12 protein-coding genes are annotated in these 13749 nt (G+C 63.4%); 5 read left to right on the plus strand and 7 right to left on the minus strand.

From position 1 onward, the window contains the following. Positions 1-202: 202 nt before the first annotated feature. On the plus strand, positions 203-2641 hold the full coding sequence (locus P0D84_RS12585) for an FUSC family protein (RefSeq protein ID WP_408339810.1): 2439 nt from the start codon (positions 203-205) through the stop codon (positions 2639-2641). A 27-nt stretch (positions 2642-2668) separates the two neighbouring features. On the opposite strand, the gene P0D84_RS12590 is transcribed toward P0D84_RS12585, so the two are convergent. Further along, positions 2669-2878: a hypothetical protein gene (locus tag P0D84_RS12590; protein WP_408336785.1), complete on the minus strand. Its 210-nt coding sequence runs from the start codon at positions 2876-2878 to the stop codon at positions 2669-2671. Between the two features lie 87 nt (positions 2879-2965). Further along, a complete protein-coding gene (locus tag P0D84_RS12595; protein WP_179730863.1) occupies positions 2966-3448 on the minus strand; it encodes an Lrp/AsnC family transcriptional regulator in 483 nt (160 codons plus the stop codon). 138 nt (positions 3449-3586) lie between these two features. On the opposite strand from P0D84_RS12595, the gene P0D84_RS12600 reads away from it, so the two are divergent. Then, on the plus strand, positions 3587-4231 hold the full coding sequence (locus P0D84_RS12600) for a cysteine dioxygenase family protein (protein ID WP_408336787.1): 645 nt from the start codon (positions 3587-3589) through the stop codon (positions 4229-4231). Positions 4232-4434: 203 nt separating this feature from the next. On the opposite strand, the gene P0D84_RS12605 is transcribed toward P0D84_RS12600, so the two are convergent. The 4 genes from P0D84_RS12605 to P0D84_RS12620 all read right to left on the minus strand — a co-directional run bounded on the left by P0D84_RS12605 (position 4435) and on the right by P0D84_RS12620 (position 9070). After that, entirely contained in the window at positions 4435-7047 is a 2613-nt protein-coding gene (locus P0D84_RS12605; RefSeq protein WP_408336789.1) for a mechanosensitive ion channel domain-containing protein, read from the minus strand. Positions 7048-7246: 199 nt separating this feature from the next. Then, complete coding sequence (locus P0D84_RS12610) at positions 7247-7894, minus strand: NAD(P)-dependent oxidoreductase (protein ID WP_408336791.1); 648 nt, start codon at positions 7892-7894, stop codon at positions 7247-7249. A 141-nt stretch (positions 7895-8035) separates the two neighbouring features. Then, positions 8036-8494, minus strand: coding sequence for an Rrf2 family transcriptional regulator (locus tag P0D84_RS12615; protein WP_408336793.1), 459 nt, complete (start codon positions 8492-8494; stop codon positions 8036-8038). A gap of 99 nt (positions 8495-8593) precedes the next feature. Next, complete coding sequence (locus P0D84_RS12620; protein WP_408336795.1) at positions 8594-9070, minus strand: BCAL1086 family glycoprotein; 477 nt, start codon at positions 9068-9070, stop codon at positions 8594-8596. A gap of 179 nt (positions 9071-9249) precedes the next feature. Here P0D84_RS12620 and P0D84_RS12625 point away from each other — a divergent pair, with 179 nt between their 5' ends. Beyond that, entirely contained in the window at positions 9250-9831 is a 582-nt protein-coding gene (locus tag P0D84_RS12625; RefSeq protein ID WP_408336797.1) for a DJ-1/PfpI family protein, read from the plus strand. Between the two features lie 135 nt (positions 9832-9966). Further along, positions 9967-10293, plus strand: coding sequence for a hypothetical protein (locus P0D84_RS12630; RefSeq protein ID WP_408336799.1), 327 nt, complete (start codon positions 9967-9969; stop codon positions 10291-10293). Here the strand turns inward: P0D84_RS12630 and P0D84_RS12635 are convergent. Further along, entirely contained in the window at positions 10280-12124 is a 1845-nt protein-coding gene (locus P0D84_RS12635) for a sensor histidine kinase (protein ID WP_408336801.1), read from the minus strand. The genes P0D84_RS12630 and P0D84_RS12635 overlap by 14 nt on opposite strands. Positions 12125-12534: 410 nt before the next feature. Between P0D84_RS12635 and P0D84_RS12640 the strand changes: the two genes are divergently transcribed. Next, on the plus strand, positions 12535-13737 hold the full coding sequence (locus P0D84_RS12640) for an ammonium transporter (protein WP_408336803.1): 1203 nt from the start codon (positions 12535-12537) through the stop codon (positions 13735-13737). Positions 13738-13749: the final 12 nt, after the last annotated feature.

Genomic DNA, 13749 nt, shown 5'->3' on the forward strand with positions numbered 1-13749 from the left:
GGAAGCATGCGACGCGAGCGGAACGCCCGGGCCGCGACAGACATTGAAGCGACAGCATAACAAACGCGCTCTCAGGGCAGAACCTGGCCAAACGGACGAGGTCAGATCAGACACAAAATCAGTTAGACTCGACGGCAGTTTGGGTCTGCTCCGGGTCGGCCTCTCCAACCGCGTTTCTCAGTGAATGGAATCCAGGCAGTCGATGCGCTATTCGGTTGAAATAAAAAAATTCCTCTACAGCCAGTACTTTTATGGCGGCCTGCGCATCGCAGTCGGCGTGTCGTTACCGGCCGTATTGTGTTTGATCGTGTTTCACGATCGCGAGCTCGGCTTCACGATCGCGACCGGCGCACTCGGCGCATGCGTGGTCGATATGCCGGGCCCGCTCAAGTACAAGCACAATGAGATGCTGGCGTGCACGGTGATCGGCTTCCTGTCCGCGCTCGCCACCGGTATCGCCACGGTCAATCCAGTGGCGCTGTGGTGCACGGTCGTGCCGCTCACGTTCGTGCTCTCGTTGATCGTCGTGTATGGCAACCGCTGGCCGCAGATCAGCTTCGCCACGCTGTTCATGATGATCATGACGCTGGAAGACCATTTCACGCCCATGCAGGCGCTCGTCAATGCGTCGTGGATTCTGTTGGGCGGCCTCTGGTACACCTATTGGTCGACCTTCGTGAGCCGCTGGATGATGCATCGCATCGAACAGCAGGCACTCGCCGAAAGCGTGTTCGCGTGCGCAGACTATCTGCTCGCGCGCGCCGCCTTCTACGATCTCGACAACGATCTCGACGAGTGCTATCGCAATCTGGTCGACAAGCAGATCTCGGCAGTCGAACGTCAGGATGCCGCGCGCGACATCGTGCTGCGCAATCTGCCGAAGCTAAAAAGCGGCCGGCTCGAACCGCGCCGGGCCATGCTGTTCAATCTGTTCATCAATACCGTCGATCTGCACGAACTGTTTGTCGGCACGCACGTCGATTACTCGGTGGTCCGCAATACGTTCGGCGGCTCCGACCTGCTGGTGTTCTATCGCGATCTGATTCGTAAATCCGCAGCCGATCTCGAAGAGATCGGACTCGCGGTATTGCAAAACCAGCCGCCGCGTACGCGCGTGAATGTCAAGGCCGAATTGCGCGCCATCGAGTTCGAGATCGATGTGATGCGCAAGCAGGATTTGCCCGCTAAAAATCCTGAGGCTTATTCGGCAATATCGTCCACCTTCCGGCGTATCTGGAGCGCCACGCGCCTGATCGACAAGATGCGCAAGAGCCTGTCGAGCGACCCCAGCGCGACCGAGACCGAACTGCGCCTCGACCAGGCGCTCTCCCGCTTCGTGTCGAGCCGCCGCGTACCGTTCGGGCAGCTTTTCTCGAATCTGACCATGGCCTCGCCGAGCTTCCGCCATGCGCTGCGCGTGACGATTGCGGTCGCGGTGGGCTTCTGGCTCGGCCGTCTGCTGCCGCTCACCAATGCGTACTGGATCGTGATGACCACCGTCATCATTCTGAAGCCCGGCTATTCGCTGACCAAGCAGCGCAACGGGCAGCGGATCATCGGCACGCTGATCGGCTGCGCGGCGAGCATCGCGTTGATGATCTTCGTGAACGAGCCGCACATCCTGCTGGTGGTGATGTTCGCGTCGATGGTGATGAGCTATAGCTTGCTGCTGTTCAATTACACGGCGAGCGTGGTGTTCACCTCGTCGTATGTGCTGCTCATGTTCCATCTGCTCGCGCCGGGCAGCATGCGGATCATCGGCGAACGCGCGATCGACACGGTTGTGGGCTGCGCGATCGCGATCGCCGCGAGCCACCTGTTCCCCTACTGGGAATACCGGTTGATGGGCAAGCTCGTCAACAACATGATCAGCGCGACGCGGCAGTATCTGGAAGCGAGTTGGTGGTGGAGCGGCAAGCCGGCCGCCGCGGTGGTCGCGACGGTGACTGAGGGTGGTGCATTTGCGCCTGCCGCGGCGATGGCCGATGCGGCGATTGATTTCGGCAAGCCGGCGCTCGCGATGGCAAACGGCGGGGGAAACTCAAATGCGACCGCAAGCGCAGGCAGCCCCGGCACCACCACGGTAAGGAACGCAACCGCCAAACCAACCGGCGGCGCATCCCCTGCCGTCGCAGCCGCTGCAACGGCGCTCGATCGCGACTATCGCTACCGGCTCGCACGCAAGAACGTCCACGTCGCATTCGCCAATCTGGGCCAGGCGTTCCAGCGCATGATGCTCGAACCGAAATCCGCGCAGAAGTTCGTGCCTGAATTGAACGGCCTGCTGGTGCGCAGCCACGTGCTCGCCTCGCAGATCACCGTGGCCGCGCCGTTACTGCGCACCTCTGCGCAGCAGGCCGACAGCGTCTCGCTACAACCGTTGCAACGCGCCCTGAGCGTGATCCGCGACAACCTGACCGAAGCCGAAGCCGGCAACGCGCCGCCCGCCGATCAGGGCGAGCAGGTCAAGCAATTGTCGCGTGAGCTGGATGCGATGGTGGTCGAAACGGAGAAATCGCCGGACTACCCGGCGGACGCCGTGCGCGACATGAAATTGCTGGCCCACCAGTGCAAGCAGATGCTGGCGGCGTCCTCGCTGATTCGCAAGGATGCGAGCGTGATCCGCCTGCCGGAAGAGTGAAACGACTGAAGCGCAGATCGGCCCGTCTTATTGCGCCGTGCCGCTTGCGGGCTTCGCTACAGTAGCCGCAGCCGCCGCGTCCGATGAAATCGTCGGCGCCGGCGCGTTCTCGCGGTCGAATTCGCGCTTTTCCGTGATGGCGTTATAGAAGAGCGTGGCGATCACCAGCAGCACCGCGACCACGATGAAAACGGCAATGCCAAAAGTCGGGTTCTTCTTGCGCGGCGGTTTGTTCATGAGGCGGGCTCGGTTCGCGAGGCAGTCGCGGATGATGTCTGGGAAGGCGGCATTCTACGCCCCCTGAGCTTGCACATGGCTTGCATGTCAACGCCCTTCCACCACCACGGATGGCCGCACCGGCAGCGCCGTCGAATACTTGATCTGCTCCATCGCAAAGCTCGAACTCACGTCATACAGCGGCACGGCGGCGATCAACAGTTTGTACACGCGATCGTAGTCGTCGATATCGGACACCACCACGCGCAGCAGGTAATCCGTTTCGCCGCTCATCCGGTACACCTCCACGACCTCCGGAATCTCCTGCACCGCACGCGTAAAAGTCTGCGCCCAGGCCTCGGTGTGCTGGTTAGTGCGCACCGCGACAAACACGGTCGTGCCCACGCCGAGCTTGCGCGCATCGCACAGCGCCACCTGGGCGCGTATCACGCCCGTCTCTTTCAGACGCTGCAGCCGCTTCCAGCAAGGCGTTTGCGACAGATTCACGCGTTGCGCCAGTTCGGCGATCGGCATGGTGGCGTCTTCCTGCAGTAGCTCCAGAAGCTTCCGATCGATGATATCCATTCCCATTGCGACACTCCCATAGGAAATTATTCTACTTTTTAGACTTCAGGGGGAATTATATGGAAACTCTTTCTACAGGCAAACGGGTATAAATGTGGCTATCCAAAAATAGCCGATAAGCAGCCATACCGCTGCGCAGCGATCATGAGCCAAGACCTCCGTTCAACACCCGTCGCCCGTTCCTCCGCCCACGCCGCCCAGTTTGCCGGGACGAATGAAACGTCCGCGTGCGCGCATCGCAGCGCGCCGCTTACGCACCTATGCGAGGCGCTCGACGCGATCTTCGAAGCCTGCGTGAAATTCCCCGAACCGTCGGATTCGACCTTCTTCGCGCGTGGCATGCGCATCGCACTGGCTGAAGCCGCGGCGAATCCTGATTTGCTCACATCAGCGCAACGCGAAGGCTCCGATGAAAACTACCGGCGTCACCTGCTGGCCGCAGATCCGCACGGCCGCTATGCGATCGCCGCGCTGGTCTGGCTGCCGCGCCAGGCGAGCCCGGTACATGCGCACCACACATGGTGCGGCTACGCGTTGCTCGACGGCACGCTGAGCGAAACGGTCTTCGAATGGAATGGCGCACGGCACTGCGCAAGCGCCACCCGGACACAAGCGCGCCATGCCGGCGCCGTATCGTTTGTGCGCGGCGGCAGGGGCGGCATTCATCGGTTGGGCAATTGCAGCGACGCGCCGGCCGTCTCGCTGCATATTTACGGTGTCGCGGGCGCGCAGATCGCCACACATGTCAACGACATCGTGCGCGCGACCGACGCACCGGCGCTCGTCTGAAACCGGTGACTGGCAATCGGTAACTGGTAACTGGTAACTGGTAACTGGTAACTGGTGGCTGGTGGCTGCTGGCTGCTGGCTGGTGGCTGCTGGCTGCTGGCTGCTGGCTGCTGGCTGCTGGCTGGTAACCGGCAATCAACATCTAGCATCCAGCAACGATGCAGCCAGCATCCAGCGCAACCAGCATCCAACACCCAGCCCAATCAGTTTTTGCCGCCCGCGTCACCCGCCGTCGGAATCTGCGGGGGAATCGGCGCGGTTTGCCCAGTCGGCGCCGGCGCCGGACGCGGTTCGTGCGATACATCGCGCGCCACCGCCACCGCAGCATGCGCGGCCCGTGTCGATGCCACCGCTTCAACATGCGCGTGTCCATGCCCATGCGGACCGGCCCCGGGCAGCTCATCGTCCTGCAAAGGCTGTCCTTCGCTATCCTTCGACGACGTGTACACACGCATCTGCGGCACCGGAATCTCTATCCCGGCTTCGTCCATTTTGCGTTTGAGCCTCAAATTGAAGGCGCGCGCCACGCTCCATTGCTGCAACGGCCGCGTCTTGATCTGCCCTTTCACGACCATCCAGTTCGGATCGAAACGGTCGAGCCCCCACACCTCGATCGGCCCGAGCATTTCGCGCCGGTAGCGGAAGTCGGCCATCAGATCGGCGCCCACTTCGCGAATCAGTTGCGTGATCTGATCGACATCGGTTGAGAACGACATCCGCACTTCGAACACCGCATAGGCGAAGTCCCGCGACAGGTTCTTGACGATCTTGATCTGCGAGAACGGAATCGCGTGAATCGCACCTTGCCCATCGCGCAAGCGCACGGTACGAATCGACAGATGCTCGACCGTGCCCGCATGACCGCCGTCCACGTCGATCCAGTCACCGACCGAAATCGTATCTTCGATGATGATGAAAAGGCCCGTGATCAGGTCGGTCACGAGCGACTGCGCGCCGAAACCGATCGCGAGACCGATCACGCCGGCGCCGGCCAGCAGCGGCGTCACATTGATGCCCAGGTTCGCCGCGGTGACGATGCCGGCAATCGTCATGATCGACACCAGCAGCACGTTGCGCAGCAGCGGCAGCATCGTGCGCGCGCGCATGCTCGGATTGCGCGACTTGTTGCGCGGAGCACCCGGGTTGAGGGCCTCGGTAATCGCGGTGTCGACCAGAATCCACAGCAGCCACGCAATGAACACCGTCGCGATAATCGCCGTCACCGCGTGCGCGATGCCGCGCGCCGCAACGTTCTCCTCCACGACTTCCGCGAGCGACACCCCCCACAAACGCGCGGCCAGTTCGAAGAAGAACAGCCAGATGAACAGCGTCAGCAGCGTGCCGCAAAAGCGCAGCAGGCGCGTCAGATACGGCGAGCGGCGCCGCGCGCGCGGGCTGCGCGGGCGCGTCATGCGCAATACGACGGCCGAGAGGAAGAAGGCGAACACCAGCAGCAACGCGGTCACCACCGAAATCTGCAGCACGTTCTCGCTGGACCCCGAGCCGCCGAGCGTGGCGACCACCGACGCGGTGGCGAGCACCAGCACCGGCACGTGCCAGAGCGCGGCGAGCACGTCGAACGCGTCGGTCGCGGCCTTGTGATGGTGGCGCTGCTCGTAAGGCCGGTTGCGAATCAGGTGCGCGACCGGCCGGCGGAAGGCCAGCGCGAAATAGCCGGTGAGCACGGCCGCCGTCATATTGGCGGCCGTCGAAATCAGCGCGGCGAGGTTCGATCCGAGCTGATGCTCGACGTCGTAGTTGACGGCCGCATCGCCGAGGGCCGCGCATACGCCCACCACGAACAGCACGCGCCGCGCGTGTTCGATCAGGAGATGCACCGCGACCCGCCGATGCCCCGAGCCGAACAGCGAAAACATGATCAGACAGATCGCCGAAAACACCGCGCCCGCGACAATCGCGTAAGCGACCACCATACCGAGGGTGCGGCCGAGCGCGTCGGGCATCGCGCGCACGAACAGCAACGCAGCGAGAAACGCGACGATCCACGGCCCGACGCGACGCAGCGCGAAGATCAGCAACTCGCGCGTGGTGGGATTCGGCTTGAGCCCCATCAGGATGCCGAAGCGCCGGTAGAGCCGGTGTTGCACGTAAATCAGCGCGCCGGCGCACGCCCCCCAGCCGGCCAACATGGCAAACATGGAAAAGACAATGCGGCCGAGGCTCTCCTGCCCTTGACCCGAAATGATCGTGTAGAGCTCATTGCCGGCCGCGTTGAAGCGTCCACCCCAATAGCGCACGGGCGTGCGGCCCTGATGCACATCGGATTCGAACGACGCGATGCCGGAGGCGATCGCGCCGAGCAAGCCCGGGCTAGGTTGCGCGGACGCGGGCGGTGCGACGTTTTGCGAGACCTCGCGCAGTTTCTTGAGCTGGGCGACGAGCGCGGTACGCTGCCGGTCGTTGTCGAGCGTGGCGATCACGCTGTCGAGCGAGCGCGCCAGTTCCGCCTGGCTCGCGGGCGACGGCGCGGAGGCCGCTTCCGCCGCCGAGGCGCCCGAGGCGGCCGACGCAGGCGTCGCCGTCGCGCTATTGATCAGACTCTGCAATGCTGGAATGACCGGCGTGGCGGTGCCGGCAGCATGGACAGTCGCGGGCAGGCATCCGATCCCGAGAACCAGCGCGAGGCAGACCGTGGCCGCCCACGCGCCGAACCACGCCGCGACGTGAGCGCGAACACCGCGCCGGGCGCGGCATCCGGCACGACTGAAAGAAAAACGAAAGGCGGCGTGAGTTGCCGGTTGCCCGCCGTTGGACGGCGCGGCCCCGGACTCACGCCGCGACGGGCATGACTGCATGGCGATCCGTGAGAAAACGGGAGACGCCAGTGTAGCCGCAGTTTTACCGGCGGCGGCCGAACATGCGTAACCGATTGTTAGGACGCTTGCGCATGTTCGAGGAATTACCGGCGACCTTTATCCGCTGAACGGCCGCTGAGACGCATTCAACGGACCAGGCGCGACACGACCGCACACGGGCCCTTGAAACTCTTGAAACTCAATAAGCCACCGTCGCGATCTGCCGGATGAAACGGCCTTGCTCCAATTCGTCGACAAAGGCGATCGCATAGTCTTCCGCGGAAATGCGGCTATTGCCCTCGGCGCCGGCAAGGAGCGTGTTCGCGCCCGTGCGGAACTGGCCGGTGCGCTCGCCCGGCGCGATCAGCGCGGCGGGGGCAAAGAAAGTCCAGTCGAGATCGGTGACGCCGCGGTAGTAGTCGAATGCATCGCGGTGGGCCAGTGCGATCGGCTTATAGGCGTCCGGGAAACCGTCCGTGTCGACCAGTTGTTTGCCCGGCGCCACTTCGAGCGAACCCGCGCCGCCTACTACCACGAGGCGCTTCAGGCCCGCTGCGCGCACGCCTTCGACGAGCGCATGGGTCGCCTTGCCCACCACGCCGGGATCGTCCTGCGGCGGCGCATACGCGCTCGCCACCACGTCGTGGCCGCGTAACGCGGCGCCGACGCTCGCGGCGTCGAGCAGATCGGCCTGCGCGGCTTGCAGATTCGCCACGTCGGCCGGCACGCGTGCCGGATTACGCGCCAGCGCGGTTACCTGATGCCCGCGGCGGGCTGCTTCCGCGGCGATCCGCGAACCAATCATGCCGGTGGCGCCGAACAATGCGATTTTCAACTGTTTGTTCATTTCGATACTCCTCACATTAGCCTATGTGTAACTACATCGATTACATATAACGTCGAAAAAAGAGGGGCCTTGGGCCCCCGTCCGTTCTCAGGCGCGTACATCTCGACTACATGACACGCGCCCTTCGGTACTGCTTCTTAGCTACGTCGTCTGCGGACGCCGCTTGCGCTCGCGCGCCCGCTCGGCGCGCACCAGCTCGGAAGTGGCATCGGCCAGCGTGCGTGCGCCAAGCGATGCCTCCATGGCCTGCTGCGCTTCGTCGATGATGCCGCGCAGCACAACCTGGATATTCCGCCCCACCATACACGCCGGATTCGGCTCCTCACGATGCATGGCGAACAATTGCGCGTCGTCCACCGCGCGATAAACCTCGAGCAAGGTGATGTCGTCTGGCGGCCTGGCAAGCAGCGCGCCGCCGCCCGCGCCGAGCTGCGAGGTGGTGAGCCCCGCGTCGGCCAGCATGCTCAACAAACGCCGGATCAACGCGGGATTCGTATTCACGCTGCCCGCGATCATCTCCGACGAGAGCGGCGTGCCCTCCTGCAAGGACAGCAGTGCAAGCACATGCACCGCGAACGCAAACCGGCTACTCGTATTCAAAGCGACCCTGCCCGGCAACGACAATATGTAACCATAGTAATTACATTTAATCCGGCTGTCAAACCGGCTCTCAAACGGATGAACACAACGGGCGTCCTGTCACTTGTCCATCTGCTTTTGCGCATCGCCTGAATCGCTCGACGCCGACGGGGAAGCCGACACGCCCGCCGACGAGGCCGAACTTTGCGCCGACCACTCCTGCAGCTTGCGCCCCGCCGACTCGAGGCTTTGGCCGGTCAGCGCCGCCGCCTTGCCGAGTTGTGCATTGGTTGCGCTTGCCGCGCCTTGCAGGTTGGCTTGCGCGGTCGACGCCAGCGACGCGGGATCGATCGTGATCGACGGCGCGGAGGCCGATTCGAGGTTCTGCTGCGCGGCGGCTTTGGTCGCGTCGACCTGCTGGCTGACGTAGCTGGCCGCCTGATCGAGCTTCTGACCGGCGGCTTGCGCCGCGTCGTCGAGCTTGCCGCCAACCTGTCCGGCCGACGCATCGTTCTTCTGACAAGCCGCGAGGCCGCCGAACACAAGGGCGACAACCGCGGCGCGGCGCAACAACGGTGAACGAATAGAGAAAGTCATGGCTGAGTGTGAGCCGCGTCGAGCGGCTTCCGCATGCGAAAACGCGCCAATGATACGCCGTTGCGCCACACGGTCTCCGCGGCGAGCCTCATTACATGCCCCGTCGCGGTTCTGTCAAACGCGTTAGAGTAGACTTCCAAAGCGTTCGATGTGTTCCGTTGATCAATAGGAGGCATGCGATGGCAGCAAAGAAGATTCTGTTCCTGACCGGCGACTTCGCCGAGGATTACGAAACGATGGTGCCGTTCCAGGCACTGCAGGCGGTCGGCCATGTCGTCGACGCGGTTTGTCCGAACAAGAAAGCGGGCGAGAAGATCAAGACCGCGATCCATGATTTCGAAGGCGACCAGACCTACACCGAAAAGCCTGGCCATCAGTTCACACTCAACGCCACATTCGACGAGGCCGATCCCCGTCAGTATGACGCGCTGGCAATCGCAGGCGGCCGCGCGCCGGAGTATCTGCGGCTCAATCACAAGGTGATCGAACTGGTGCGGCAATTCGCCGAAGCGGGCAAGCCGATCGCCGCGATCTGCCACGCCGCGCAGCTGCTGGCCGCCGCCGACGTGATTCGCGGCAAGCGCATTTCCGCCTACCCGGCCTGCGCGCCCGAAGTGAAGCTGGCCGGCGGCGAGTACGCCGACATTCCGGTCGACGCCGCCATCACCGACGCCAATTTCGTCACCGCTCCCGCGTGGCCCGCCCATCCTGAGTGGCTGCGTCAATTCCTCGTGCTGCTCGGTACCCGGATCGAACTCTGATCCTGGGGCGAGCGCGTTGCCCTTGCGGCAAGGTGCTCGCCAAACCCACCAAACGCATCCGCATTTTGAGACTAATCCGATAGTTCGCAGCGAAAGGCTTTCCTATAGTCGCCGGTTGACTTGGGAGCCTTTTCAATGGAACTGACTGATTGGATCGTCATTCTCGCCGTCACGTTGATGGCGATTGCTTTTTTCTGCGCACGCACACCGGCCAACTGGTCGCGAGAAAACCGCGCGCGACGTTTGGCAGGCATGCGCATGCTGGTGCAAGCAGCCTGTTCGTTGTGGGCGGCGCTGCTGATCGCCGCGCGCGGTCTGTTCGCTCTTGACGGCGTGGCCGGGCTGCACCCGGCGCCGCTCGAGGCGCTGACCGGCGTGGCGATCCTGATCGCCTGTGGCTGCTACTGGTCGATTCGCGGCAGCAAACTGCTCAAACCGCGCCGGCTCTTTACCGCGTACTGATACCGGGCGCGGCACTGGCGCTATTGGCGCTATTGGCGGTATTGGCGGTATTGGCGGTATTGGCGGTATTGGCGGTATTGGCGGTATTGGCGGTATTAGCGGTATTGGCGACATGTGGCGCCGCACCACCGCTCAGGCCGGCCCCATCACGATCAGCGAGGCCGGCGCGCCCTTCGCGCGCACCACGAACCGCATGAACACCGTCCGCCGACGTGGCATGCGTTTCAACAGCCAGTTGCGCCATCCGCACCGCGGCTTCGGGCAGCGACAGATAAAACGTCGTGCCCATCCCTTCTTTCGACTCCGCCCACACGCGCCCGCCGTGCCGCTCCACCACGCGCCGCACGAGCGCAAGACCGATGCCCTCACCCGCCGCCACATTGCCGTGCAGCCGTTGAAAGGCGTTGAAGAGCCGCGGCAGCGCGACCGCCGGAATGCCCAGACCATTGTCCCGCACGTAGAAAATCCGTAGCGAATGCACGCCCGGGGGCGCCGGCGTCGTACCGATTTCGATCCGGCCTTCGCGCTCGGGATCCAGATAATTGACCGCATTGCCGATCAGGTTCGCGAAGACCTGTTCGAGCGCGGTCGGGTCGCCCCACACCGCCGGCAAGTCCTCGACGATCACACGCGCCCGGCGCGCCCGGATCGACACCTGCATGGCGTCGACCACGCGCGGCACGATATCGCGCACTTCGACCTTTTGCTGCCGATACTCGACGCGGCCGACACGCGACAGCCGCAATAGCGCGTCAATGATGTGCGAGGCACGCAGCACGGCCGTCTGCAGAAAGTGCAGCGCCTCACCAATATCCTCGTCCACCACCCGTTCGATGCGCTGCCGCGGCCCCACCGCGAGCGACGACTGGCGCAGCATCGCGCGCAGTTCGTCGCACGCCCGAATCAATTCTTTCGAGAACCCCTGCAGATTCACCAGCGGCGCACGCAAGTCGTGCGACACGCTGTAAATGAACATTTCGTTTTCCTGGGTCTGTTGCCGCAAGGTCTCGTTGATGCGCGCCAGTTCGCCGGTGCGGCGCGCGAGATCGGCCTGGAAACGCGCCTGAATCCGCTCGGCCTCGAGCAGACGCCGGCTGGTTTCATGCAAGGTCAGATCGAGCTGGGCAATTTCGTCACGGCCCGGACTGAGCGGCGCCAGCGGCTCGTTGCCCGCGAGGCGCCCGGCGTTATCGGACAGCACCGCGAGCCGGCCGCGCACGCCGCGCGTGAACAGCCAGACGGCCAGCGCGACGAACAGCAAGGAGCCGAACACGGCCGCGACGATCAGCATCTGCTGCCGTTCACGCGCGGCGTCGGCGGCGTTCGAGCGCAACGTGTCGAGGTGCCGCTCTTCGGCCTGGAAGGCTGCCACCTGCTGACGGAAGCTATCCAGCACGTCGGCCGGCGCCAGCTCGCGGAAACGCTCGAGCAGATCGCGCCGCCGCCCGGAATGCAGCATGTCCTGAACGCGGTCCGACCATTGACGATACCCCTGCACCTCCTGACGCACCTGCACCACGCGCTCGACTTGCGCCGGGTTATCGGCAACCAGTTCGGCCAGGTGATCGATGCGACGGTCGACGTCCATCCAGAAGGTAACCGGCGTCGTGAAGTGGGAATCGTTGGCGAGCACCGCACCGCGTAGCGCGACGGACTCACCTAGCACCGGATCGAGAATCGCGGTGGTCTGACGCAACACGTCTTCGCTATGGATGGCCCACTGCTCGGCTTGCGCCGCGTCTGACTGGGCCTTGACCAGGCCGGACAGCAGCGCCAGTTCGAAGAGGGCCGGAATCGCGATCAGCAACAGGCCTTTAGTGGTCAGTCTCATGCGTACGCATTGGAAGTCGATGGCCGGCAGATCATGCGCGGGAACGGCACATTATGTCGGCGTTTGCACAGGAAGACAAAGACGACGCGCCACGAATCATGGCTTTTACCGCCCGATCCGAACCCGCGCGTCACGAATACGCGCAAAACGTCAGCACTTTGAATTAAATGTAAATCAAATCGAAAATTTTGCCCCTGTTTGGATCACGACCGCCCATCTGAAAACCGTACGCACTTATCTAGTGCTTTCATTGCTTTTCGAGGTGCAAGAAAGAGCGTGTTATCAATTAACAAGAAGCGAAGGAAAACCCATCCCGGTGCGGCTTTGCACCTTGGCGACGCTTTGAGGCATAAATTTGGCCCGCTTCTTGCGTTCAGTGCCCGCTTTTTTGGCATAAGCGGGACACATCGATGGAAAGTCTGAAAAAAGGCACCGATACCCTCTTCCTTCTGCTGGGTGCCGCGATGGTGCTGGCCATGCACGCGGGGTTCGCGTTTCTCGAACTGGGCACGGTCCGCAAGAAGAAACAGGTCAATGCGCTGGTCAAGATTCTGGTGGACTTCTCGGTCTCGACGATCGCGTATTTCTTCATCGGCTACACGATCGCCTACGGCGTGCAGTTCTTCGGCAGCGCCGAGTCGCTGTCCGCGCACAACGGCTATGCGCTGGTGCGCTTCTTCTTCCTGCTGACCTTTGCGGCAGCGATTCCGGCGATCGTGTCAGGCGGCATCGCCGAGCGCTCGAAATTCAATCCGCAACTGTTCGCCACCTTCGTGCTGGTCGGCTTCGTCTACCCGTTCTTCGAAGGGATCGCGTGGAACGGCCGCTTCGGTGTTCAGAGCTCGCTCACCCAGCTATTCGGGGTGCCGTTTCACGACTTCGCCGGTTCGGTGGTGGTGCATGCGTTCGGCGGCTGGGTCGCGTTGCCGGCTGTATTGTTGCTCGGCGCGCGCCACGGCCGCTATCACCGCGACGGCGGGATCGCCGCGCATCCGCCGTCGAATATTCCGTTCCTCGCGTTGGGCGCATGGGTGCTGGCGGTCGGCTGGTTCGGCTTTAACGTGATGAGCGCGCAGACCATCGATAAGATCAGCGGTCTCGTCGCCGTCAATTCGCTGATGGCGATGGTCGGCGGCACGCTGACCGCATGGCTCGCGGGCCGCAACGACCCGGGCTTCACGTACAACGGTCCGCTTGCCGGGCTGGTCGCGGTATGCGCCGGCTCCGACGTGATGCATCCGCTCGGCGCGCTGGTAACGGGTGGCATCGCGGGCGTACTGTTCGTCCATATGTTCACCTGCGTGCAGAACCGCTGGCGCATCGACGACGTGCTCGGCGTATGGCCGCTGCACGGTCTGTGCGGCGCGTGGGGCGGCCTCGCGGCCGGCATCTTCGGCTTGCGTGCGCTCGGCGGGCTGGGCGGCGTCTCGTTCGGCGCGCAGTTGGTTGGCACCTTGGGTGGCATCGTGGTGGCGACGCTCGGCGGCACGCTCGTGTACGGCGCGATTCGCCTGACGGTGGGCCTACGGCTCGACCAGGAAGACGAATACAACGGCGCGGATCTGTCGATCCACAAGATTTCGGCGACGCCGGAGCGCGAAAGCGTCGGCTGATGGATTTGCCGC

Origin of the sequence: Paraburkholderia sp. RL17-337-BIB-A (assembly GCF_046025895.1) — a bacterium.
GTDB classification, from domain to species: domain Bacteria; phylum Pseudomonadota; class Gammaproteobacteria; order Burkholderiales; family Burkholderiaceae; genus Paraburkholderia; species Paraburkholderia fungorum_C.